The sequence below is a fragment of the Streptomyces sp. NBC_01498 genome (genome assembly GCF_036327775.1).
Lineage (GTDB): Bacteria > Actinomycetota > Actinomycetes > Streptomycetales > Streptomycetaceae > Streptomyces.
This window is the reverse complement of record NZ_CP109598.1, coordinates 6,276,361-6,299,058: the sequence shown is the minus strand read 5'-3', so window position 1 is coordinate 6,299,058 and position 22,698 is coordinate 6,276,361. Positions and strand designations below refer to the sequence as shown.

Sequence of the window (22,698 nt, the reverse complement as noted above, 5' to 3'; positions counted from 1 at the left end):
CCGACGACGGCCCGCCGCGCACTGCCTCCCATCCGGACTTTCACCGTCGGTCCAGGAATTTCACCTGGTCAACCGGCCGCTGGAAGCGGTCGGGTCGCGGACTGTAACCGCCGGTTCGGAATTGCACCGACCCCGGAGTGCGCTGCTGCTGGTACGCGACCAGTGTGCCACGGCTGATCGTCGGCCATCAGGGCGCGGTGTGTGCCCTGGCTCACAGAGGGTGTCCGGGCGGGCGGCACGGCCCCGCCCCGGACCCGGGACCGGACCGCCCCCTGGCGTCCGCTCGGCCGCCCCCCTGCCGCCCGCCGGGACGGCGACGCTGGCAGGCTGGGAACATGGCGACAATCCTCGTGACCGGTGGGACGGGAACACTCGGCAGGCAGGTCGTGGACCGGCTGCGCACCGACGGGCACTCCGTCCGGGTGCTGAGCCGGAGCGCACAGCCGTATGCCGTCGATCTGCGCGACGACGACAGCAGAGCGCTGGACCGGGCGCTGGAGGGCGCGGACGCGGTGGTCCACTGCGCGACCTCCACGCGCGGCGGTGACGACCGGGCGGCGGCGCATCTGGTGGAGGCGGCGGTACGCGCGAAGGTCGGGCATCTGCTGTACGTCTCGATCGTCGGGGTGGACCGGCTGCCGCTCGGCTACTACCGGACGAAGCGGATCGTGGAGCGGATGGTGGAGGACTCGGGAATCGGCTGGACGATCCTGCGGACGACCCAGTTCCACGACCTGGTGCTGCGGATGCTGGAGGGCGCCACGAAACTGCCGGTTGCCGCGCTGCTCCCGGCGGAGGTGAGCCTCCAGCCGATCGGCTCGGCGGAGGTCGCGTCCCGGCTGGCCGACCTGGCCACGCGCCCGCCGTCGGGTCGGGTGCCGGACCTGGGCGGCCCGGAGATCCGGACACTCCGGGACCTGGCCGACGCGTACCTGCGGGCGGCGCACCACCGGCGGCGGCTGGTGTCGCTGCCGCTGTTCGGGAAGGCGTACGCGGGCTTCCGAGAGGGGCTCCAGCTCGTACCCGAACGGGCGGTGGGCAAGGAGACGTTCGAGGACTTCCTCGCGACGCTGAAGTGGTGAGCGGGCAAGGGGAAGGGGAAGGGGCTTGTGCGGGGCGGGAGTTGGTGAGCGGGTCGGTCTGCGGTGTTTCCGACGTGCCGTCGGGGTGGTGGTGAGGCCGGACCGACCGGGCGGAACCGGTGAACGGGTTCACTGCGCGGCGCTTCTGACAGACCGTCGGCCAGGCGAGGCGACCGGACCGATCGGGCGAGACTCGGCGAACAGGTCGGTTCACGCGGCGGTTTCCGGCAGGACCGCCGGGGGCGGCGGGCGGTTTCCGGCAGCCTGCCGGGGAGCAGCTCGACCGGACCGATCAAGGCTCGGCGAACAGGCCCAGTTTGCGGCATTCCTGACGGAACGTCAGCTGGGCAACGAGACTGGAACGATCGGGCAGGATTCGGTGAACAGGTCGATTCGCACGGCGATTCCGGCGGGCCCCCGGGGGCAGCCGTGCGACTGAACCGATCAAGGCTCGGCGAACAAGCCCAGTTTGCGGCATACCTGACGGAACGTCAGGTGAGCAGCGACCGGACCGATCGGGCAGGGTTCGGCGAACAGGTCGATTCGCACGGCGATTCCGGCGGGCCCCCGGGGGCAGCCGTGCGACTGAACCGATCGAGGGTCGGCGAACAGGCCCGCTTCGCGGCATTCCCGACGGCACGTCAGCTGGGCAACGCGACCGGACCGATTGGGCAGGATTCGCTGAACAGGTCGATTCGCACGTCGATTCCGGCGGGCCCCCGGGGCGGCGGTGCGAGCGGACCGATCAAGGCTCGGCGAACAGGCCCGCTTCGCGGCATTCCTGACGTGTCGTCAGCAATGGCGACGCGCCCGGCCCGATCCGGCGCGATTCGGTGAACGGATCGGCTCGCGCGGCGTTTCAGGCGTGCCGTCAGGCGACCGGTGCGAACAGCGCGGATCGGGGCCGGAGTCGGCGCCCTTCGATCAGTGGTCCTGACGCGCCTTCAGACGGTCGGTGCGAACAGGTCGTTCTGGGCGGCGTCCCGTGCGGTGAACAGTGCTCCCCGCAGGACGGCCGCGCCGCCCAGTGGGCTCGCCACGACCTCGGTGCGCAGCGGGGACATCTCCGCGAGGCGGGCCTCGACCCGGGAAGCCAGGGCCGGGCCGCCCGCCTGGCCGACCTCGCCACCGAGGACGACCCGGCCCGGGTCGAGCACGGCGCTGATGGCCGCCGCGCCGACCGCGAGGCGGGCGGCCAGCTCGTCCAGGAAGGCGTCGCCCGCCGCGCCCGCCGCCCACGCGGCTCGTACGACGGCCGCCGCGCGCGGTTCCTGGGGTCTCGCCTCGGCGAACAGGCCGTGCCGGGAGGCGAGTTCGCAGATGCCCGCCGATCCGGCGAGGGTGTGGAACCCGCCGTCGCAGGCGGTGGCGGAGGGGAGCCCCGAGGTGCCGGGCACGGGCAGGAAACCGATCTCCCCCGCGCCGCCCGAGGCGCCTCGTCGGACCTTGCCGTCCAGGACGAGCGCGGCGCCCACGCCGAGGCCCAGCCAGAGCAGGACGAAGGTGCCCGCGACCTGGTCGCGGGCGGCGCCGACGCGCTGTTCGGCGACGGCGGCGAGATTGGTCTCGTTCTCGACGAGAACGGTCGCGGTCAGGCGCTGCTGGAGGGCCGCGACGAGTCTTCGGTGCCAGACGGGTACGCCGCTGGTCTCGCGGAGTTCGCCGGTCGCGGGATCGATGAGGCCGGGCGCGCCGATGCCGACGCTGTGCAGCCGTACGGCCCCGGCCCGGCGGACCGTGCGCTCCAGCAGGGCCGCCGCGCCCTCGACGGCGGGTTCCACTCCGGTGTCGCTGCCGATGGGCAGCACCGCCTCGGCGAGGGTCGCCCCGAGGAGGTCGCTGACGACGACGGAGACGCCCTGGGTCCGGACGTCGAGCGCCGCGAGGTGCGCGCGGTCGGCGACCAGCCCGTACAGCCGTGCGTTGGGGCCCCGGCGCCGGCCGCCGGACTCGCCGACGATCCTGACCAGGCCGGAGCCCTGGAGGCGCTCCACGAGATCGGCGACCGTGGGCCGGGACAGCCCGGTGAGTGTCTTGAGCTGCGCCGCCGTCAACGGGCCCTCTTCCTGGAGGAGTTCCAGGGCGAGGCGGTCGTTGATGGCCCGTGCCGTGCTGGGGGATGCGGCCATGGCTGGATCCTTCCAGATGTCCGCGCTTCCGGGCGGACGGTGCCATCTATTTATCATGCAGGGTTCCTGATAGTTTACGGTCGCATCGCGGGAGCCGGGCCGTCGGGCCCACCGCCGGAAGCGCGTCACATCGCCGCACGGGGAGGAAGAGCGAATGACGAAGGGGCCACCGGTCTACGACGGATCAGGACTGCGCCGCGCCCGGTACGCCGTGGCCGCCGTTTTCTGCGTCCACGGCGCCGTCACCGGCAGTTTCGCGACCCGGATTCCCTGGATCCAGGACCACGCGGGGCTCAGCGCCGGGCAGTTGGGCCTCGCGCTCGCCTTCCCCGCCCTCGGCGCCTCGGTCGCGATGCCACTCGCGGGTGCGGTCAGCCACCGCTTCGGCGCGCGTACGGCGCTGCGCGGGCTGCTCACCCTGTGGACGCTCGCCCTCACCCTGCCCGCGCTCGCGCCCAATCTGCTGACGCTCTGTCTGGCGCTCTTCGTGTTCGGCGCGACGGCGGGCATGGCGGACGTGGCGATGAACGCGCTCGGTGTGGAGATCGAGAACCGTCTCGACAAGTCGATCATGTCCAGTCTGCACGGCATGTGGAGCACCGGCGCGCTGCTCGGCTCCGCCGGGGGCACGCTCGCCGCGCACATGGACAGCGATGCCCGTGTGCACCATCTGATCGCCGCCGTCGTCCTCACCGTGGCGGGCGTGGTCGCCTGCCGCTGGGTGCTCGACCTGCGCAGTACGCCGGAGGACGAGCCGCCGCCCCGCTTCGCCCTGCCGCCCAGGTCCGCGCTGGCCATCGGCGCGATCGGCTTCTGCGCGGTCTTCGCCGAGGGCGCGAGTCTCGACTGGTCGGCGGTCTATCTGGAGGACGTACTGGACACCTCCCCCGGTGTCGCCGCCGCGTCCACCACGGCGTTCGCGCTCACCATGGCCGTCGCGCGGCTGCTCGGGGACCGGGTCGTCGACCGCTTCGGCGCGGTGCGGTGCGTCAGGGTCGGCGGGCTCTCCGCGACCCTCGGCGGGGCCCTGGTGGTGCTCGCGCCGAATCCGGTGGTGGCGATGAGCGGGTTCGGCCTGGTCGGGCTCGGTGTGGCGGTGGTCGTACCGCTGGCCTTCGCCGCCGCCGGGCGCAGCGGGCCCAATCCCAGCCAGGCGATCGCGGGCGTCGCGACCATCACGTACACCTCGGGGCTGATCGCCCCCTCGGCGATCGGCGCGGTCGCCGACGCGACCTCGCTGGTGGTCTCGTTCGGTCTGGTGACGTTGTTGGCGTTCGGTCTGGTGCTGGGGGCGAGCGTGCTGAGGACCGGGGACCGCCGGCCGGCCCCGGCGGGCGGTGCCGGTACGGAGACCGGGAGCGGGGCAGGGGCGCCCGCGCCCTCCGTACCTCAGGACTGACGGGCGGCGTACGGCACGCGGCGCGGGCCACAGGTCGTACGGCCGTGAGCGCGCCGGTCCGTCCCGTACGCCTGCCGCGCCCGCCCCGTACCCGTACCGCCCCGTACCCCGCGGTCCGCTCCGCTCCCGCTCAGTCCTCCGGCAGTTCCACCGGGGCGATCTCGTCGTACAGGTCGCCCGGACCCGGGTTCGTCGCGTCCGTGCCGCCGCCGAAGTGGGTCATCACGCCCCAGACGGCGTTCAGGGCCGTCTGGACGGCGCCCTCCGCCCATCCCGCGTTCCACGAGATGTCGTCGCCCGCCAGGAAGACGCCGCGCTTGTCCTCGGGCAGCCGGTCCTGCATGAAGTGGGTGAACAGCCGGCGCTGGTAGCGGTAGTGGCCGGGCAGGTTCGCCTTGAACGCGCCCATGAAGTACGGCTCGTTCTCCCAGGAGACCGTCACGGGGCTGCCGATGACGTGCTTGCGGATGTCCACCGTGGGATAGATCTCGCGGAGCGACTTCAGCATGACCTCCATCCGCTCGTTCGCCGACAGCGGCAGCCACTTGAGGCTGTCGTCGCACCAGGTGTAGGAGAGGCAGATCACGGCCGGCCGGTCGGGCCCGTTGTCCAACAGGTACGTGCCGCGCGTCATCCGGTCGGTGAGGGTCATCGACAGGGTGTCGCGGCCGGTGGGCCGGCCCTGGTCGTCCAGCGCCTCGTCCCGCCAGAACGGCCGGTCCACCGGCACGAACAGCTTGGACGACTCCATGTAGTGGGTGCGCTCCATGGCCGTCCAGTGGTCGATCGGGAAGAGCGAGTCGTCGCAGTCGATCTTCGAGAGCAGCAGCCAGGACTGGGCGGTGAAGACGGCGGCACGGTAGGTGCGGATCTCCCCCGACGCGTCGGTGACGGTGATCCGGTTGCCCGCCGTGCGGTGCAGCCGGGTCACGGCGGGGCGCGGCGTACCGCCGTGCAGGGAGGCGAGCGAGGTGCCGAGCGGCCAGTGGGTGAGCTTGGCGGGCTCGCGTTCCCAGAGCCGCAGCGGCAGCTGCTGGCTGCCGCCGACAATGCCCCGGTGGTGGTCGTCGGCCTCGGAGTAGACGACGCGCAGGATCTCCAGGATGGAGTTGGGGAAGTCGGTGTCCCAGCCGCCCGTGCCGAAGCCGACCTGGCCGAAGATCTCGCGGTGCCGGAAGGACTTGAAGGCGTCGGAGTCGCAGAGGAAGCCGTAGAAGGTCTGGTTGTCGAGCTTCTCCACCAGCCGGGCCCAGATCTCGCGGATGCGCGGCACGTCGCGTTCGCGCATGGCGCGGTTCATGTCGGAGAAGTCGGCGCCCTCCTCCAGACAGGTGTTCCAGGCGGCCATGACGTCGCGGTAGACCTGCGGCAGGTCGTCGATGGTCCGGGCGTAGTGCGACTCGCCCTTGAGGTCCACGACGGTCGACGGGGTGCCGGGGGCGAGGGGGTTGGGGAACGGCACGGTTTCCAGGCCGGCCAGGTCGATGTAGTGCTGGAGCGCGGTGGACGACGGCGGGAAGCGCATCGCGCCCAGCTCGGCGGTCAGTCCGGGGTCGCAGCCGTCGAAGCCGACGGTGCGCAGCCGGCCGCCGATCCGGTCGGCCTCGTACACGACCGGGCGCAGGCCCATCTTCATGAGCTCGTACGCGGCGACGATGCCCGACAGCCCGCCGCCGACGACGGCGACCTCGGCGCCGTGCCCGGTCGCCGGGATCTGGCCGATACCGGCGGGGTGGGCGAGGTAGTCGTCGTAGGCGTACGGGAAGTCCGGGCCGAACATGGTGATCGGCGGCAGACCGGCCGACGGCGTTTCCTCGGGGTGCGGGACGGAGGGGGGCACCGTGGACGTCATGGGGTACGGACTCCTTGCGGGCGGGGATGGGGCGGGGCGGGTGCGCGCGGCGGTCGGGCTGCGGCGCGGAGCGGGCGGGCTGTCAGGTACGCGGTCGGGTCAGTGCGCCGTACAGGTCCGGCCGGCGGTCGCGCAGATACGGGTTGGCGGCGCGGGAGGCCCGGAGGAAGTCCGGGTCCACGTCGCCGAACAGCAGTTCCTCGCCGCGTCCGGCCCTGGCCCGTGCGAGGCCGTCCGGCCCGGCCAGACAGCTGAGGCCGACGAACTCGAACGCGTCGGCGCCCGCGCCCTCGTGGCCGGTCCGGTTCACGTACGCGACGTACATCTGGTTCTCGAAGGCCCGCACCGGCACCAGTGATTCGGCGACGAACTGGAACGGGTGCATCTGGGCGGTCGGCACCAGCAGCAGATCGGTCCCGGCGAGGGCGTGGGCGCGTACGTTCTCCGGGAACTCGACGTCGTAGCAGATCATGATCCCGACCCGCAGACCGCCGAGGTCGGCCTGGACCACCGGGGTGTCTCCCGGGGTGAAGACCTCCCGCTCGAAGCCGCCGAAGAGGTGCGTCTTGCGGTAGTCGGCGAGGGGCGAGCCGTCCGGGCCGACGAGCCGGGCGGAGTTGTGGACCGGGGCGCCGTCGCCGGCACCGTCGGACCGGGCGTCGCCGTCGCCGGAGCGTTCCGGGTAGCCGTACAGGACCGCGATGCCGTGCTCGGCCGCGATCCGGGACACGGCCCCGGCGGACGGGCCGTCGGCGGGCTCGGCGAGACGTGCCACGTCCGCGCCGATGGCATAGCCGGTGAGGAACATCTCGGGGCAGACGAGCAGCCCCGCGCCGCCCGCCGCCGCCTCACGGGCGGCGCCGGCGAGGATCTCCAGGTTCTTCACGGTGTCGCCGGGCCGGCCGGAGCTCTGGAGCAGCGCGATACGCGACGGGGGCATGCGGAACCTCGGGACGTCATGGGTGCGGGGGACGTATCGACGGTACGGCTCCGGCTTCCGCCGCGACAAGGCGCCTCTGTTGCGTGATGGCGGGGCGATCGTTGCGTGTTCCGGGCCCGTTCCGGCGATTCGTTGCGCCGGGCCCTTCCGGATCAGCCGGGCGCGCCCGAGGAGAAGCGTCTGAGCAGGGGGGAGAGCACCAGGACGGACTTCGTGCGCTCCACGTACGGCTCCCCCGCGATCTGTTCGAGCACCCGCTCGAAGTGGCGCATGTCGGAGGCGAAGACCTGGACGACGGCGTCGGCGTCGCCCGTGACGGTCGACGCGGACACCACCTCCGGATAGCGGGACAGTCCGCGCCGGATGTCCTCGGGGGAGGTCTTGTGGCGGCAGTAGATCTCGACGAAACCCTCGGTCTCCCAGCCGAGCGCCGCCGGGTCGACCCGTACGGTGAAGCCGGTGATGGCGCCCTCGGCGCGCAGCCGGTCGACCCGCCGCTTCACGGCGGGCGCCGAGAGGCCGACCTCGGAGCCGATGTCCGCGAAGGAGCGGCGGGCGTCCTCGGCGAGGGCGTGCACGATGCGTTCGTCCAGCTTGTTCAGTCGCACGGGGGCGTATCACTTCTCCGCGGGTGGTGGTGCTGTGGTGGTGCTGCCGTGGTCCTTGACGGGGATGGTCCCGTGCGCGAGGCGGCGGGGATCGTCCCGTAGGCGAAGTAGACCACGCGGCACACGACACACCCATGATCGCCCGGGGCGGGACGAACCGGGTCGCCGCCGGACGGGAGGGTTCCGGCGCGGGGCTCGATGGATGCCCGGAATCGGGGTACGCGACCGGGTGAGATGAGTGATGAACCGCAGTCGGTGATCCTCGAATCACCCCACCGGGACACCGCGTCCGCCCGCAGGGCCGCCGCCGAATTCCTCACGCGGCACTGCCCGTGGGTGGATCTGGAGGCCGTGCTCCTCGTGGTGTCGGAACTGGTCACCAACGCCGTGCGGCACACCTCGGGCTGGTGGCGGCTCCATCTGACGGCGGGGGCGGGGTCGCTGGTGGTGGAGATCGCCGATTCGAGTCCGCGACTGCCCGAGCCGCGTGACCCGGACTTCGGCGGGGGCGGTGGATTCGGCTGGCACATGGTGCAGCGGCTGGCGAGCCGGGTGGAGGTCCGTGCCCTGCCCGGCGGCAAGCGGGTGCGGGCGATCTGGGACCGTCCGTCGAGGTCGAAGGCGGCGCACGCGCTCTGAACGGGTCGGCACCGAACGGGCCGTGGGACACCCTCCGCACCGGCCGGGCGGACACAGGTGAGCGGGCACGGGTGAGGGGATGTCCCGGTGTCCGGAACATCCCCTCACTGCCCTGCCCTGTCCCACCCGTACCCGTCATTCGGTCCGGCGGTCCGGCCCCGTCATTCGACGGCGAGCAGACCCTCCCGGAGGCGTCCGGTGATCCGCGACAGCAGACGCGACACGTGCATCTGCGAGACGCCCAGCCGCTCGCCGATCTCCGACTGCGTCATCTCCGCGCCGAAGCGCATCTGGAGGATCCACTTCTCGCGGTCGTTCAGCCCGTCGATCAGCGGCTTGAGCGCCTGGACGTTCTCCGCCGCCTCCAGCTGGGCGTCGAGGGCGCCGAGCCGGTCCGAGAGCGGGGAGGAGGACTCGGCGGTGTCGTCCGAGGGCATGTCGATCGAGCCGGCGGTGTAGCCGTTGCTCGCGACGACGCCCTCGATGACCTCGTTGGTGTCCAGGTCGAGGTATTCGGCGAGTTCGGCCGTCGTCGGGGAGCGGTCGAGGCGCTGCGACAGTTCGTCCGTCGCCTTCGCCAGGTCGATCCGCAGTTCCTGGAGGCGGCGCGGCACGTGCACGGCCCAGCTCGTGTCCCGGAAGAACCGCTTGATCTCGCCGACGATGTAGGGGACGGCGAACGTCGCGAACTCCACCTCGCGGCTCAGCTCGAACCGGTCGATCGCCTTGATCAGGCCGATGGTGCCGACCTGGACGATGTCCTCCATCTGGTCCGAGCGGTTACGGAAGCGGGTCGCCGCGTAGCGCACGAGAGCCAGGTTCAGCTCGATCAGCGTGTTGCGGACGTACTGGTATTCGTGCGTGCCCTCTTCCAGCTCGGACAGCCGGACGAAGAAGCTCCGTGAGATCTCCCGGGCGTCCTTGGGCGCGACGTCCCCCGGGCACTCCACATACGGGAGCCCCAGTTCCGCCATGTCGGCCTGGTGCGTTCCGTACCGCGCGGTGTCGGTCGGGACTGTGCTCGCCGTGGACACTGGGTCCTCCCCTGCTCTGTTGGACAGTGCACAGCCCGTGTACCCGGCCGTCGGCCGGTCATGTCCCCCGGATGCCGATTTTTTTCGAGCACGCCGCTCCGGGCCTGCGCGCACCGGGTGCGCGGCAGACCGCGGGAGAGGTCAACTCCAGCTCGCGTGGAGCGGTTTGCCCTCCGCGTACCCCGCCGCGCTCTGCACACCGACGATCGATTTCTCCGCGAACTCCTCCAGCGAGTTCGCCCCGGCGTACGTGCACGCGGACCGGACCCCGGCGATGATCGAGTCGATCAGGTCCTCGACGCCCGGCCGCGCCGGGTCCAGGAACATCCGCGAGGTGGAGATGCCCTCCTCGAAGAGCGCCTTGCGGGCCCGGTCGTACGCGGACTCCTCGCTCGTGCGGTTGCGTACGGCGCGGGCCGACGCCATGCCGAAGGACTCCTTGTAGAGCCGCCCGTCGGCACTCTGCTGGAGGTCGCCGGGCGATTCGTACGTGCCCGCGAACCAGGAACCGATCATGACGTTCGACGCCCCGGCGGCCAGGGCCATCGCGACATCGCGCGGGTGGCGGACCCCACCGTCCGCCCAGACGTGCTTGCCGTACTTCTTCGCCTCGGCCGCGCACTCCAGCACGGCCGAGAACTGCGGCCGGCCGACACCGGTCATCATGCGGGTGGTGCACATGGCGCCGGGGCCCACGCCCACCTTGACGATGTCGGCGCCCGCCTCGATCAGGTCGCGTACGCCCTCGGCGGCCACGATGTTGCCCGCGACGACCGGCACCTTCGGGTCCAGCGCCCGGACCGCCCGGATCGCGGCGAGCATCGACTCCTGGTGGCCGTGCGCGGTGTCCACGACGAGCGTGTCCACACCCGCGTCCAGCAGCTGCTTCGCCTTGCCCGCGACGTCACCGTTGATACCGACGGCGGCGGCGATCCGCAGCGCGCCGTTCGCGTCCGTGGCCGGGGTGTAGAGGGTGGCGCGCAGGGCGGCCTTACGGGTGAGGATACCGACCAGTCCGCCGTCCGCGCCGACGGCCGGGGCCAGTTTGCGGTTGGCGCCGTCGAGCCGGTCGAACGCCTCGCTCGGGTCGATGTCCGCGTCGACGAGGAGCAGGTCCCGCGACATGACCTCGGAGAGCTGGGTGAAACGGTCGACGCCGGTCAGGTCGTGGTCGGTGACGACCCCGACGGGACGCCGCCCCGAGTCGACCACCACTCCGGCACCGTGCGCCCGCTTGGGCAGCAGCGACAGCGCGTCGCCGACGGTCTGGGTCGGCGCCAGGATGATCGGGGTGTCGAGGACGAGATGACGCGTCTTGACCCACGAGACGACCTCGGTGACGACCCCGATCGGAATGTCCTGGGGGATGACGACGAGCCCGCCGCGCCGGGCGACGGTCTCCGCCATCCGGCGGCCCGCGATCGCCGTCATGTTGGCGACGACGAGGGGAATGGTGGTGCCGGTGCCGTCGGGCGAGGTGAGGTCCACGCCCTGCCGGGAGCCGACGGCGGACCGGCTCGGCACCATGAACACATCGTCGTAGGTCAGGTCGTACGGGGGCTTCAGATCGTTGAGGAAACGCATACCGACTCTCTCACCTGCGGTTCTACGGAAGGGGCGGGTGGGGAGTCAGCTCAGGGCATGGACGGTCCCGGCTGCGGCTCCTAGGCCATCATCACCGATGCCACCACGTCCGGGCGAACCGGCACCCGATGGCGCGGCCCCGGGTATCAGGAGAGGGATGCCCCGGATGTCTGCGGATGTCTGTCGGTGATCGGCGTGGATACGTGCCCCGGCCGCCCGCCGCCGCGGGCCCGGGGCCGCCGGCGCCTCCCCGCCCCTCCCCCGCCGGACCGTCCCTTACGTCACCCGCGGGCCCCGCACCGAGCACCGGCTCCCGGCCCGGCGGATCGGTCCGTCCCTCCGCACCGTCCCGAAGGAGCCCCTCCATGACCCCCGCCCCGTCCGGTACACCCGCCGCGTTCGCCGCCGCGCTGCGCGCCCGCGAACGGCTCGTCGGCTACTGGTCCGTCCTCGACTCGCCGGTCTCCAATGAGCGCATCGCCCGGCTCGGCTACCTCGGCGGCGTACCGGCGTCCCCGGGCGTGCGGCAGGAACAGGTGGCCGAGCTCCACGACCGGCGCGCCGGGTGCCCGGCAGCCCCTGAGAGCCGCGCTTCCGGTCACCCGGCCCCGTCGGAGTCGGTGTCGCTCAGGCGCCGTCCGGGTCCGCGCGCTCCAGGGCCGGGCGGGGGCCCGGTGCGAAGTCCCGCAGCAGGAAATCCGCGGCGGCCGTGTCGGTGACCAGGCTCGTGACGAGCCCGGATCTCAGGACGGCGCCGATGGCAGCGCCCTTGCGCTGGCCGCCCGCGATCGCGACGACCTCCGGGATACGGCGCAGCCGGTCGGCCTCGACGGTGATGCAGCGCTCGCCGAGGTCCCGGCCGACCCGGCGGCCCTCCGCGTCGAAGAGGTGGGCGGACATCTCCGCCTCCACCCCGAGGGACGCGTAGTGCGAGCGCTCCTCGTCGGTGAGCATGTCGTGGACCGTGGAGATCCCCGCCTCCCAGGAGCCGATGGAGACGGCGGCGACGGTGACCTTGTCGAAGTAGTCGAAGGCGCGGGCGATACCGGTCTGGCCGCGCAGGGCCGCGGCGGTCGCGGGGTCGGGCAGCAGCATCGGGGCGTAGATCGGGTGCGCCTCGCCGCCGGAGACCTGGGCGGCGCGGCGTACGGCCTCGACGGAGCCGCGCTCGGCGGTGCCCGCGTCGTACACACCGGTCAGCTGGACGACCGTGCACGGCGGGAGCCGGTCGAGGGCGGCGGCCATGTGGATGGTGGAGCGGCCCCAGGCGAGTCCGAGGACATCGCCCTCGACCACCAGTTCGCCGAGGAGATCGGCGGCGACCTCCCCCAGGTTCTCCGGGTCGGGCGACTCCTCGGCGCCCTCGGGCGACTCCACGACGACGGCGTGCCGCAGACCGTAACGGGCGCGCAGGGCGTCGGAGCGCTCGGCGTCCAGTTCGGCGGGGACCCGGATCTCGATCCTCACCAGGTCGCGTTCGAGCGCGGTCTCCAGGACCCGGGCCACCTTGAAGCGGCTGACGCCGAACTCCTCGGCGATCTGGATCTTGGACTTGCCCTCCAGATAGAAGCGGCGCGCCATGGCCGCCGCCTGGACCAGTTCCGCGGGTCCCATGCGCAGGGCCGGCCGACCCGCCGACATTCCAGACACCGCGATCTCCTCACTGCTGCTTGCACACTCTGGACGCGCTCTCATCCTGTCAGATTCGGCGGTCCTTGATCAGCCCGGTCGGGCGCCGTTCACGTAGCCGTGGCCCGCGGGCCGTGTGGAGTTGCCGATCAGTGGGCGCAGGCCCAGCCGGCCGAGGCGGTCGCCTCGTCGGCCTGGTGGCGCAGCATGCGTACGGCTGCCGCCGGGTCGTCCGTGCCGTACACCGCCGAGCCCGCGACGAAGACGTCGGCGCCCGCCTCGGCGCACCGTTCGATGGTCTCGGCGGAGACTCCGCCGTCGACCTGGAGCCACAGCTCCAGTCCGTGCTTGGCGATCAGTTCCCGGCTGCGGCGGATCTTGGGCAGCATGATGTCGAGGAACGCCTGGCCGCCGAAGCCCGGCTCCACGGTCATGATCAGCAGCATGTCGAGTTCGGGGAGCAGGTCCTCGTACGGCTCGACCGGCGTGGCGGGCTTCAGCGCCATCGAGGCGCGGGCGCCCTTGGCGCGGATCTCGCGCGCCAGCCGTACGGGTGCCGCCGCCGCCTCCGCGTGGAAGGTGACGGAACCGGCTCCGGCCTCGACGTACTGGGGCGCCCAGCGGTCGGGCTCCTCGATCATCAGATGGCAGTCCAGCGGGATCTCCGTGGCGCGGGCGAGCGCTTCCACCACCGGCACGCCGAGGGTCAGATTGGGCACGAAGTGGTTGTCCATGACGTCGACATGGAGCCAGTCGGCGCCCTCGGCGGCTTTCGCCTCCTCGGCGAGGCGGGCGAAATCGGCGGACAGGATGCTGGGGTTGATCTGAGCCATGTGCCAAGCCTGCCATGCTCCGGGCGGGTTCCCCGCCGCGTTGCGCGCCCTCGGGGCGGCGGGGCGGGCACAGTCCGCGCATACCTCGCGAATCAGCGGATGCGTGTGCGAGTCAACGGTTCTGCGACCGGGTGCCGGGGCCCTGAACGCCCGCACCGGCCGTCGGTCGCACTCGTCCGGCGCCGGTCGAACACGGGGGTCGGCGCCGGTCGAACACGGAGGTCGGCGCCCGTCGGACGCGGGCGTCGTAGGGCCACGGCGGGCGGTCCGCACGTCGGCGTGGGGGTCGTGCGGACGTGTCGTGGAGGGGCCGGACGCGGGCGCCGAGACGGTGCCCGCCCGGCCTCAGGCCGTACGCCGCAGCAGTGCCAGGTACATCGCGTCCGTGCCGTGCAGATGGGGCCAGAGCTGGACGTCGGGGCCCGCGCCCAGGGCCGGGACGCCGGGCATCAGGGGACGGGCGTCGATCCAGTCGGCCTCGGCCGCCGGGCCGCCCCTGCCCTTCAGTACGTCCTCCACGACCGCGCGCGTCTCGGCGGGGTGCGGGGAGCACGTGGCGTACGCGACGACTCCGCCGACCCGTACGGCCTTCAGCGCCTCACGCAGCAGTGACCGCTGGAGCGGCGCGAAGCCCTCCAGATCCTCGGGGCGGCGCCGCCAGCGGGCCTCCGGGCGGCGGCGCAGGGCGCCGAGTCCGGTGCAGGGCACGTCGACCAGGACCCGGTCGAAGACCCCGGGCCGCCACGGCGGGCGGGTGCCGTCGGCGGTGATGACCTGGTACGGGCCGGGGTTGCCCGCGAGCGCGCGCCCGACCAGGCGCGCCCGGTGCGGCTGCTTCTCGGAGGCGAGCAGGTGCGCGCCACGGCCCGCGGCGAGCGCGGCCAGCAGGGCGGCCTTTCCGCCGGGACCGGCGCAGCCGTCCAGCCAGCGGGTGTCGGGGCCCTCCAGCGGCGCGTCGGCGAGCGCCACCGCGACGAGCTGGCTGCCCTCGTCCTGGACTCCGGCCCGCCCGTCGCGTACGGCGTCGATGGCGCCGGGTTCGCCGCCCTCGGCGAGCCGGACCGCGTACGGGGACCAGCGGCCCGGCAGCGCGGACTCCTCGCCCAGGGTGTCGAGCAGTTCGCCGGCGCCGATCCGGCCGGGGCGCGCGACGAGCGTCACCTCGGGGCGTTCGTTGTCGGCCTCGAGCAGGTCCTCGATCCCGGCCCGGCCGCCGCCGAGCGCGTCCCAGAGCGCGGAGACGACCCAGCGCGGGTGGGAGTGGACGACGGCGAGATGGTCCTCGGCGTCCTCGTCGTAGGGCGGCGCGACCCGCTCCACCCAGGTGTCGAGGTCGTCCTTGGCGATCTTCCGCAGGACGGCGTTGACGAACTTCGCGCGCCCGTCGCCGAGCACCACCCGGGCCAGTTCGACGCTCGCCGACACGGCGGCGTGGCTGGGGATGCGGGTGCCGAGCAACTGGTGGGCGCCGAGGGCGAGTACGTCGAGCACGGGCGGGTCGACCTGGCGCAGCGGGCGGTCCACGCAGGCGGAGATGATCGCGTCGTAGGTGCCCTGGCGGCGCAGTGTGCCGTAGACGAGCTCGGTGGCGAGCGCGGCGTCCCGGGTGTCGAAGTCGCCGGCCTCCCTGGCCTTCTTGAGCAGCGGCGGGAGGACGAGGTTGGCGTACGCGGCACGTTCGTCCACGGCCCGCAGCGCCTCGAAGGCGAGGATCCGCACGGGATCCTTCTTGGGACGGCGGTAGGTCTTGGCGGGACGGCGACGGGCCTGCTCGTTCAAAGGTGCTCCGCGGTGAAAGGTTCTTCGCAAGGGTCTTGCCGTCGGTGACGGTCGACGGGGGCGCGCGCCCCCGGGAGCGCGCGCCCTGTCAGCCTACGTCCGCCGCCCCGCCTGCCGCGCCGAGCCGTTCGCCGGGGGTGATCCGCACCCCGCGTGCCCAGTCGGCGGCGCGCATCGGCTTCTTGCCCTGCGGCTGGACCCAGAGCAGCTCGACGGCGTACGAGCCGGTGCCCGCGTGCACCGAGTTCTTGCCGACGGCCAGCTCCCCGGGTGCCAGGTCGGTGCGGTCGGTCACCGGCGTGACCTGGATCAGTTTGAGGCGTTCGCCGCGGAAGGCGGTCCAGGCACCGGGGGCGGGGGTGCAGCCCCGAACGACGCGGTCGACGCGCAGCGCGGGCGCGGCCCAGTCGACGCGGGCGTCGTCCACGGTGAGCTTGGGGGCGAGCGTGATGCCCTCGGCGGGCTGCGGTACGGCCTTGAGGGTGCCGTCCTCGATGCCGTCCATGGTGGCGGTGAGCAGCCCGGCGCCGGCGAAGGCGAGACGGGTCAGCAGGTCGCCGCTGGTGTCGGTGGGCCGTACGTCCTCGGTGATCACGCCGTAGACCGGACCGGAGTCCAGTCCTTCCTCGATGAGGAAGGTGGCGGCGCCGGTCGTCCCGTCACCGGCCAGGACGGCGTGCTGCACGGGGGCGGCGCCGCGCCAGGCGGGCAGCAGGGAGAAGTGCAGATTGACCCAGCCGTGGGCGGGGACGCCGAGGGCGACACGCGGCAGCAGCGCCCCGTAGGCGACCACGGGGCAGCAGTCGGGGGCGATCTCCCGCAGCCGGGTCAGGAAGTCCTCGTCGCGGGGCCGGGCGGGACGCAGGATCTCGATGCCCGCCTCCTCGGCGCGCTGGGCGACGGGGCTGGCGACCAGCCGGCGGCCCCGGCCGGCCGGGGCGTCGGGGCGGGTGACCACGGCGGCGACCTCGTGCCGGTCGGAGGCGATCAGTGCGTCCAGGGCGGGTACGGCGACCTCGGGGGTGCCTGCGAAGACGAGCTTCACTGCGGGACTTCCTCGCTCTCTCGTGCGGCGTGCGGTCCGTCGGGGCCGGGTGTGCGGCGGGTACCGGCGTGGTCGGTGACGGACGGCCTGTCAGTCTATGGCGTGCGGGAGAGGCGTCGTCGTCCGCCCGTGGGGCGGGCACCGGGCGGGACTTCCCGGGCCGCCGGTGGCCGGGACGGAGTGCGGCGGCGGGGGGCGTACGGGAGCCCGCGCGCACCGCGCGTATGCGCTTACGCCCCCGCAGCGTGACCACAACGGCGGGTGGCGCGTTGTCAAAGGAGATTGACCACCAACGGGTCGCCCGGTGCGGCCCGATCCGTTTCCACGCCGGTTCGAGAGGCTTGTTCATGGCCGACCACGCAACCCACGACGCACAAGCCCGGGCACATCTGCACCTGTTGGTGCGGGACATCGAGCGGGTCCGCCGGCAGGTGGACGCGTTGCGTACGCTCACCGCCCAGTTGGGCAACGTCTACCGTCCACGCCGTGCGGGCCCCTCCACGGGCTTCGTCGTCTACGGCCGGGCACCGGCACCGACCGTGCGTCTCGCGCAGGAGCTGCGGGACAGCGTCGAGAGCCTGGTGACCGCGGCGGTGGACTTCGACCGCTCGCTGGGGTTCTCGTGGGACGCGGTCGGCTCGGCGCTCGGTGTCACCAAGCAGGCGGTGCACCGCCGTTACGGTACGAGGCGCGCCGCCCAGCAGGCGGCGGCCGGTACCGAGAACGACCGCGCCCCGGAGAGTACGCCGCCCCGCCCGGCGGCCCCGGCACCGGGCGCCGTCCCGGCCGTGCCCGCGGCCCGGTCGATGCCGCCGCAGCCGGCGGCGTCGGCACAACCACTCCGCGAGGAGGCCCGCCCGGGAGCGTTCCCGGGCCCACGCAACGGCTGACGTCGGACACGGGCCTGCCGGGCGGAGCCGCCATGTGGTGCCGCCGGGCGGAACGCAGGGCGGGCCCGTGCGCGGGGCCTGTCCGGCGGGGTCGGCGACGGTGCGCCGGGGACGGGGTCACGGTGCGACGGTACGACCGGGCGCCGCGCTCAGCCCGCCGGTGCCCCGGCCCTGTCCGGTGCCCCCAGCACCAGCACATCCCCCGTCACCCGATGTCCGGCGGGTCGATGCGGATGCGGACCGGGTCGCCGGTGCCCCGGGCCAGGCGGCGGGCCTGGGCCGCCTTCAGGGCCGCCGCCAGTGCGGCTCCGCTGCCCGGTGGCACGCGCAGCAGCGCGCGTTCCCAGAACTCGCCGGGTGGCGGGTCGCCGGTCCTGCGGGGGCGGGCCGGGTCGGTGAGCGGGAGGGGTACGGGGCCCAGCACCTCGGCTTCGGGCGGCAGTTCGGCGGCGGCCAGCAGTGCGGCCACCGCCTCGGGGCGGCCGGTCACCGACGCCATCCGGGAGACCGGCGGAAAGCCCAGCTCCGCCCGCTCGGCCAGCTCGCGCTGCGCGTGGCCCACCGGGTCCCACCGGACGAGTGCCTGTACCGGCCGCAGTGTCGGCTCCGCCACCACCACGACCGTGCCGCCGTCCTCCTGGCCCCGGACCAGCGAGGCGGCGTGCAGCCAGCGGCGCAGCGCCTCCTCCCCCGCCCGCAGGTCCGACCGGCCCAGCATGGCCCAGCCGTCGAGGAGCAGCGCCGCCGCGTACCCGCCGTCGGCGACCGGCTCGGCGCCGGGGGTGCTCACCACCAGCGCGGGCCGGGCGGGCACGGTGTCGAGGATGTGGTCGCGGCCCGACGTGCGCACCGGGACCGCCGGGAAGGCCCGGCCCAGCTCCTCGGCCGTACGCCGGGCCCCGACGACACTGGCGCGCAGCCGCGTACCGCCGCACTCGGCGCAGTGCCAGGCGGGTTCGGGGCGCCCGCACCAGCCGCAGTGCGGTTCCCCCTGCCCGGCCACCTCCAGGGGCCCGGCGCACTGGCGGCACCGGGCGGGCTCCCGGCAGTGTGCGCAGGCGAGCCGGGGCGCGTAGCCCCGCCGGGGGACCTGGACGAGGACCGGGCCGCTCGTCAGTCCTTCCCGGACGGCCTGCCAGGCCAGGCTCGGCAGCCGGGCCGTCCGGGCGGCGGCGTCGCGCGCCAGCTCGCCGTCGCCGACCGTCCGTACGAGGGGCGCTGCGGCGCGGAACCGTTCGCGGTCGGCGGTCATGGGCAACGCCCAGCCCGTCTCGACCAGTTGGGCCGCCTCCACGGTGCACGCGGTGCCGCCGAGCAGGAAGGCGCACCGGTCGTGCGCGGCGCGCAGGAGCAGCACCTCGCGGGCGTGCGGCTGGGGTGCGTGCTGCTCGCTGTGGCTGGAGTCGCCGTCGTCCCAGATGGCGACGAGCCCGAGGTCGCGTACGGGGGCGAACATGGCCGCGCGGGTCCCCACGACGGCCCGCACCGCGCCGCGCCGGACGGCGAGCCACTGGCCGTACCGCTTCTGGGGGCCCGCCTCGGCGGTGAGCAGGGCGTGGTGGCCCTCGCCGAGGAGGTCCGTGAGCGCGGTGTCGAGGCGGGCCGCCACCCGTCCGTCGGGGACGACGACGAGCGCTCCGCGCCCGGAGGCGAGGGTGGCGGCGACGGCCCGCGCCAGTTCGCCGGCCCAGTGCGGGCCGGGCAGCGCGGTCCACACCGCGCGCGGGGCACCGCCGTCGGCGAGCGCGTCGAGGAAGGCGGGGCCCTTCGCGTACCGCTCCCAGGTGCCCGGCTCCGGCCGGTCCGGCGCGGGCGGCGGCTCGGGTGACGGCCGGGCCTCCGCGCGCGCGTTCCTCGGCGGCACCGCCAGTTGGAGGACGTCGGCGAGGCTGCCCGCGTACCGGTCGGCGACGGCCCGCGCGAGGCCCAGCAGCTCGGGGCCGAGCACCGGCTCCGGGGAGACGACTCCGGCCAGCGCGGCCAGCGGCCCCGAGTAGTCGGACTCGGCCCGCCGCTCGACCACGAACCCGTCGATCAGCCGGCCGCCCTCCCGGCGCCCGCCCCGCACCTGATGGGCCCCGGCGCCGAACCGCACCCGCACCCGCACGCCCGGCTGCGCGGCCTCGTCGAGCTCCTCGGGCACCGCGTAGTCGAAGAACTGGTCGAGATGGAGCACGCCCTTGTTGACCACCACCCGCGCCACGGGCAGCTCCCCCGCCAGGGGTGCCCCCCGCCAGGTGCGCGGCTTGGCCCTCGGCACCCGGGCGGCCCGCACGGTCTCCCGGATGAGCGCGAGCTGCTCCGGCCCGCCGTCCCCGGCGGACTCCTCCGGCTGCTCGTCGTCGCTGCTCACAGCCCCATACTTACCAGACCCCACCGACAACGCGGCCCCGTCGCCGAACCGCGCCCGTGACGACGGCGGGCCCCGGACACCAGGGGTGTCCGGGGCCCGTTCCGTACGGGTCGGGTCCTACAGACCGGCCGCCGCGCGCAGCGCGTCCACCCGGTCCGTGCGCTCCCAGGTGAAGTCGGGCTCCTCGCGGCCGAAGTGGCCGTAGGCCGCCGTCTGGGCGTAGATCGGACGGAGCAGGTCCAGGTCACGGATGATCGCGGCCGGACGGAGGTCGAAGACCGTGGAGATGGCCTGTTCGATCTTCTCGATGTCGACCGAGGCCGTGCCGAAGGTCTCCACGAACAGGCCGACCGGCTCGGCCTTGCCGATGGCGTACGCCACCTGGACCTCGCAGCGCGAGGCGAGTCCGGCGGCCACCACGTTCTTCGCGACCCAGCGCATCGCGTACGCGGCCGAACGGTCCACCTTGGACGGGTCCTTGCCGGAGAAGGCACCGCCGCCGTGGCGGGCCATGCCGCCGTACGTGTCGATGATGATCTTGCGGCCGGTCAGTCCCGCGTCACCCATGGGGCCGCCGATCTCGAACCGGCCGGTGGGGTTGACCAGCAGCCGGTAGCCCTCGGTGTCGAGCTTGATGCCGTCCTCGAGGAGCTGCTTGATCACGTGCTCCACGACGAACTCGCGGATGTCGGGCGCCAGGAGCGAGTCCAGGTCGATGTCCGACGCGTGCTGCGAGGAGACGACGACCGTGTCGAGACGGACGGCCTTGTCGCCGTCGTACTCGATGGTGACCTGCGTCTTGCCGTCCGGGCGCAGGTAGGGGATGGTCCCGTTCTTGCGGACCTCGGACAGCCGGAACGAGAGCCGGTGCGCGAGGTGGATCGGAAGCGGCATCAGCTCGGGCGTCTCGTCGCACGCGTAGCCGAACATCAGGCCCTGGTCTCCGGCGCCCTGCTTGTCGAGCTCGTCGTCCTCGCCGTCGACACGGGTCTCGTAGGCGGTGTCGACGCCCTGGGCGATGTCCGGGGACTGGGCTCCGATGGACACCGACACGCCGCAGGAGGCGCCGTCGAAGCCCTTCTTGGAGGAGTCGTAGCCGATCTCCAGCACCTTGTCGCGGACGAGCTTCGCGATGGGGGCGTACGCCTTCGTGGTCACCTCGCCGGCGACATGGACGAGGCCGGTGGTGATCAGGGTCTCGACGGCCACCCGCGAAGTGGGGTCCTCCCTCAGGAGTGCGTCGAGAATGGTGTCGCTGATCTGGTCAGCGATCTTGTCAGGGTGACCTTCGGTCACAGACTCCGAAGTGAACAGACGGCGCGACACATCGCTCCCTGGGGTTGCAGCGGCTGCTGGCTATTTCTTTGGCGGAGCGGCCCGGGGAGCTGCGCCCCGTATCCGGTCCTCGGCCAGTTTATCCGTCACACGGCGCCGGGGGAGCGGATGTCTCGGACAGAGCGGGCCGAGTCGGGGGTGCCGCTCCGTCCTGCGATACGACGATCATCGCCGATCCCGACCGGGAACAGCCAGTTTGAGCCGTAATTCGCCGCCCGGGAGAGTGAACGAAGAATTAACGTGCCGTTCGTCTAGTCGGAACCGAGAGCGGGCACGACGAGGTCCCAGACGGTGTCGGCGAGCGCCTCCTTGGGACCGAACGGCACCGGGGTCTCGCCGCCGTCCGCGGCGAGGATCACCGCCTCGTTCTCCTCGGCGCCGAAGGTCTTGCGCTCCCCCACCTCGTTGACGACCAGCAGGTCGCACCCCTTGCGGCGGAGCTTGGCCCGGCCGTTGGCGAGCACGTCGTCGGTCTCGGCGGCGAAGCCGACGACCACCTGTCCGGGCCGGGGCCGGGCCGCGCCGAGCTCGGCGAGGATGTCGGGGTTGCGGACGAGCGCGACCGGCGCGGGCTCCTCGCCGTCCTTCTTCTTGATCTTGCCCGTGGCGTAGTCGGCGGGGCGGAAATCGGCCACGGCGGCGGCCATGACCACGGCGTCGGCGTCGGCGGCGGCCTTCAGGACGGCCTCGCGCAGCTGTACGGCGGTGCCGACACGCACCACGTCGACGCCGGCCGGGTCGGGCAGTCCGGTGTTGGCCTCGACGAGCGTGACGCGGGCGCCGCGGGCCGCCGCCGTACGGGCCAGGGCGTATCCCTGCTTGCCGGAGGAGCGGTTGCCGAGGAAGCGCACGGGGTCCAGCGGCTCGCGCGTACCGCCCGCGGAGACGACGACATGGCGGCCGGCCAGATCGGGGACGGCGGTACCGCGGGCCAGCACCCGGCGGCAGAGTTCGAAGATCGCCTCGGGGTCGGGCAGCCGTCCCTTGCCGGTGTCGGCGCCGGTGAGACGGCCGACGGCGGGCTCGACGACGACCGCGCCGCGCTCCCGCAGGGTCGCCACGTTCGCCCGGGTGGCGGGGTGCTCCCACATCTCGGTGTGCATGGCCGGGGCGAACACCACCGGGCAGCGCGCGGTGAGCAGGGTGTTGGTGAGCAGGTCGTCCGCCATGCCCTGGGCGGCCTTGGCCAGCAGGTCGGCGGTGGCGGGGGCGACCACCACGAGGTCGGCCGACTGGCCGATGCGCACGTGCGGCACCTCGTGGACGTCCGCCCACACTTCCGTGCTCACGGGATGGCCGGAAAGCGCCGCCCAGGTGGCCGCGCCGACGAAGTGCAGGGCGGCGGCGGTCGGTACGACCCGTACATCGTGGCCCGACTCGGTGAGCCGGCGCAGCAGCTCGCACGCCTTGTACGCGGCGATGCCGCCGCTCACCCCGAGAACGACCCTCGGCCGCCCCGCCCGGTCCACCGAGTCCTGGCCCACCGTGTCCTGGTCCACCGCGTCTCCCCGCGTTCGGATGGCTGCGCCGTCACCGCGGCACATCGCCTATGACACACCACGGGCCC

The 22,698-nt window shown here is 73.4% G+C and carries 17 protein-coding genes and 1 riboswitch; of the genes, 4 read left to right on the top strand and 13 right to left on the bottom strand.

The window, feature by feature from the left end:
* Positions 1-14: 14 nt before the first annotated feature.
* Positions 15-145, bottom strand: a riboswitch (FMN riboswitch).
* 190 nt (positions 146-335) lie between these two features.
* Complete coding sequence (locus tag OG875_RS26940) at positions 336-1,082, top strand: SDR family oxidoreductase (RefSeq protein WP_330176817.1); 747 nt, start codon at positions 336-338, stop codon at positions 1,080-1,082.
* A 944-nt stretch (positions 1,083-2,026) separates the two neighbouring features.
* On the opposite strand, the gene OG875_RS26935 is transcribed toward OG875_RS26940, so the two are convergent.
* Positions 2,027-3,211: an ROK family transcriptional regulator gene (locus OG875_RS26935; protein WP_330176816.1), complete on the bottom strand. Its 1,185-nt coding sequence runs from the start codon at positions 3,209-3,211 to the stop codon at positions 2,027-2,029.
* A 154-nt stretch (positions 3,212-3,365) separates the two neighbouring features.
* Between OG875_RS26935 and OG875_RS26930 the strand changes: the two genes are divergently transcribed.
* A complete protein-coding gene (locus tag OG875_RS26930) occupies positions 3,366-4,610 on the top strand; it encodes an MFS transporter (protein ID WP_330176815.1) in 1,245 nt (414 codons plus the stop codon).
* 130 nt (positions 4,611-4,740) lie between these two features.
* Here OG875_RS26930 and OG875_RS26925 read toward each other — a convergent pair whose 3' ends face one another.
* From OG875_RS26925 to OG875_RS26915, 3 genes are all read right to left on the bottom strand, one after another.
* Positions 4,741-6,462, bottom strand: coding sequence for a flavin monoamine oxidase family protein (locus OG875_RS26925; protein ID WP_330176814.1), 1,722 nt, complete (start codon positions 6,460-6,462; stop codon positions 4,741-4,743).
* 82 nt (positions 6,463-6,544) lie between these two features.
* Positions 6,545-7,402, bottom strand: a complete 858-nt coding sequence (locus OG875_RS26920) for a carbon-nitrogen hydrolase family protein (protein ID WP_330176813.1) — start codon at positions 7,400-7,402, stop codon at positions 6,545-6,547.
* A gap of 152 nt (positions 7,403-7,554) precedes the next feature.
* Positions 7,555-8,010, bottom strand: a complete 456-nt coding sequence (locus tag OG875_RS26915; protein ID WP_078078353.1) for an Lrp/AsnC family transcriptional regulator — start codon at positions 8,008-8,010, stop codon at positions 7,555-7,557.
* 234 nt (positions 8,011-8,244) lie between these two features.
* On the opposite strand from OG875_RS26915, the gene OG875_RS26910 reads away from it, so the two are divergent.
* A complete protein-coding gene (locus OG875_RS26910; protein WP_330176812.1) occupies positions 8,245-8,649 on the top strand; it encodes an ATP-binding protein in 405 nt (134 codons plus the stop codon).
* Between the two features lie 161 nt (positions 8,650-8,810).
* On the opposite strand, the gene OG875_RS26905 is transcribed toward OG875_RS26910, so the two are convergent.
* The 6 genes from OG875_RS26905 to fmt all read right to left on the bottom strand — a co-directional run bounded on the left by OG875_RS26905 (position 8,811) and on the right by fmt (position 16,553).
* Positions 8,811-9,683: an RNA polymerase sigma factor SigF gene (locus tag OG875_RS26905; RefSeq protein ID WP_443079205.1), complete on the bottom strand. Its 873-nt coding sequence runs from the start codon at positions 9,681-9,683 to the stop codon at positions 8,811-8,813.
* 141 nt (positions 9,684-9,824) lie between these two features.
* Positions 9,825-11,267, bottom strand: a complete 1,443-nt coding sequence (locus tag OG875_RS26900) for a GuaB1 family IMP dehydrogenase-related protein (RefSeq protein WP_330176811.1) — start codon at positions 11,265-11,267, stop codon at positions 9,825-9,827.
* A 627-nt stretch (positions 11,268-11,894) separates the two neighbouring features.
* Positions 11,895-12,908 carry a sugar-binding transcriptional regulator gene (locus OG875_RS26895; protein ID WP_330177919.1) on the bottom strand — a complete coding sequence of 338 codons (1,014 nt, stop codon included), beginning with the start codon at positions 12,906-12,908 and terminating at the stop codon, positions 11,895-11,897.
* 137 nt (positions 12,909-13,045) lie between these two features.
* Positions 13,046-13,729 (bottom strand): ribulose-phosphate 3-epimerase, encoded by a 684-nt coding sequence (rpe, locus tag OG875_RS26890; protein ID WP_330176810.1) that lies wholly within the window; start codon positions 13,727-13,729, stop codon positions 13,046-13,048.
* Between the two features lie 345 nt (positions 13,730-14,074).
* The gene (locus tag OG875_RS26885) at positions 14,075-15,508 is read right to left on the bottom strand and encodes an RsmB/NOP family class I SAM-dependent RNA methyltransferase (protein WP_330176809.1); all 1,434 of its coding nucleotides are present in this window, start codon (positions 15,506-15,508) and stop codon (positions 14,075-14,077) included.
* Between the two features lie 88 nt (positions 15,509-15,596).
* The gene (gene fmt / locus OG875_RS26880; protein ID WP_330176808.1) at positions 15,597-16,553 is read right to left on the bottom strand and encodes a methionyl-tRNA formyltransferase; all 957 of its coding nucleotides are present in this window, start codon (positions 16,551-16,553) and stop codon (positions 15,597-15,599) included.
* Between the two features lie 347 nt (positions 16,554-16,900).
* On the opposite strand from fmt, the gene OG875_RS26875 reads away from it, so the two are divergent.
* Positions 16,901-17,443, top strand: coding sequence for a hypothetical protein (locus OG875_RS26875; protein ID WP_330176807.1), 543 nt, complete (start codon positions 16,901-16,903; stop codon positions 17,441-17,443).
* Between the two features lie 205 nt (positions 17,444-17,648).
* On the opposite strand, the gene OG875_RS26870 is transcribed toward OG875_RS26875, so the two are convergent.
* The 3 genes from OG875_RS26870 to coaBC form a co-directional block, all read right to left on the bottom strand.
* Positions 17,649-19,796 carry a primosomal protein N' gene (locus OG875_RS26870; protein WP_330176806.1) on the bottom strand — a complete coding sequence of 716 codons (2,148 nt, stop codon included), beginning with the start codon at positions 19,794-19,796 and terminating at the stop codon, positions 17,649-17,651.
* 117 nt (positions 19,797-19,913) lie between these two features.
* Positions 19,914-21,122 carry a methionine adenosyltransferase gene (gene metK / locus OG875_RS26865; RefSeq protein WP_330176805.1) on the bottom strand — a complete coding sequence of 403 codons (1,209 nt, stop codon included), beginning with the start codon at positions 21,120-21,122 and terminating at the stop codon, positions 19,914-19,916.
* 260 nt (positions 21,123-21,382) lie between these two features.
* On the bottom strand, positions 21,383-22,675 hold the full coding sequence (gene coaBC, locus OG875_RS26860) for a bifunctional phosphopantothenoylcysteine decarboxylase/phosphopantothenate--cysteine ligase CoaBC (protein ID WP_443079204.1): 1,293 nt from the start codon (positions 22,673-22,675) through the stop codon (positions 21,383-21,385).
* Positions 22,676-22,698: the final 23 nt, after the last annotated feature.

What these genes read in the sequence shown, in the direction of transcription:
- OG875_RS26940 (WP_330176817.1), top strand. Translation starts at nt 336, where the DNA reads ATGGCGACAATCCTCGTGACCGGTGGGACGGGAACACTCGGCAGGCAG.
- OG875_RS26935 (WP_330176816.1), bottom strand. Translation starts at nt 3,211, where the DNA reads ATGGCCGCATCCCCCAGCACGGCACGGGCCATCAACGACCGCCTCGCC.
- OG875_RS26930 (WP_330176815.1), top strand. Translation starts at nt 3,366, where the DNA reads ATGACGAAGGGGCCACCGGTCTACGACGGATCAGGACTGCGCCGCGCC.
- OG875_RS26925 (WP_330176814.1), bottom strand. Translation starts at nt 6,462, where the DNA reads ATGACGTCCACGGTGCCCCCCTCCGTCCCGCACCCCGAGGAAACGCCG.
- OG875_RS26920 (WP_330176813.1), bottom strand. Translation starts at nt 7,402, where the DNA reads ATGCCCCCGTCGCGTATCGCGCTGCTCCAGAGCTCCGGCCGGCCCGGC.
- OG875_RS26910 (WP_330176812.1), top strand. Translation starts at nt 8,245, where the DNA reads ATGAGTGATGAACCGCAGTCGGTGATCCTCGAATCACCCCACCGGGAC.
- OG875_RS26900 (WP_330176811.1), bottom strand. Translation starts at nt 11,267, where the DNA reads ATGCGTTTCCTCAACGATCTGAAGCCCCCGTACGACCTGACCTACGAC.
- OG875_RS26895 (WP_330177919.1), bottom strand. Translation starts at nt 12,908, where the DNA reads ATGTCGGCGGGTCGGCCGGCCCTGCGCATGGGACCCGCGGAACTGGTC.
- rpe (WP_330176810.1), bottom strand. Translation starts at nt 13,729, where the DNA reads ATGGCTCAGATCAACCCCAGCATCCTGTCCGCCGATTTCGCCCGCCTC.
- OG875_RS26875 (WP_330176807.1), top strand. Translation starts at nt 16,901, where the DNA reads ATGGCCGACCACGCAACCCACGACGCACAAGCCCGGGCACATCTGCAC.
- coaBC (WP_443079204.1), bottom strand. Translation starts at nt 22,675, where the DNA reads ATGTGCCGCGGTGACGGCGCAGCCATCCGAACGCGGGGAGACGCGGTG.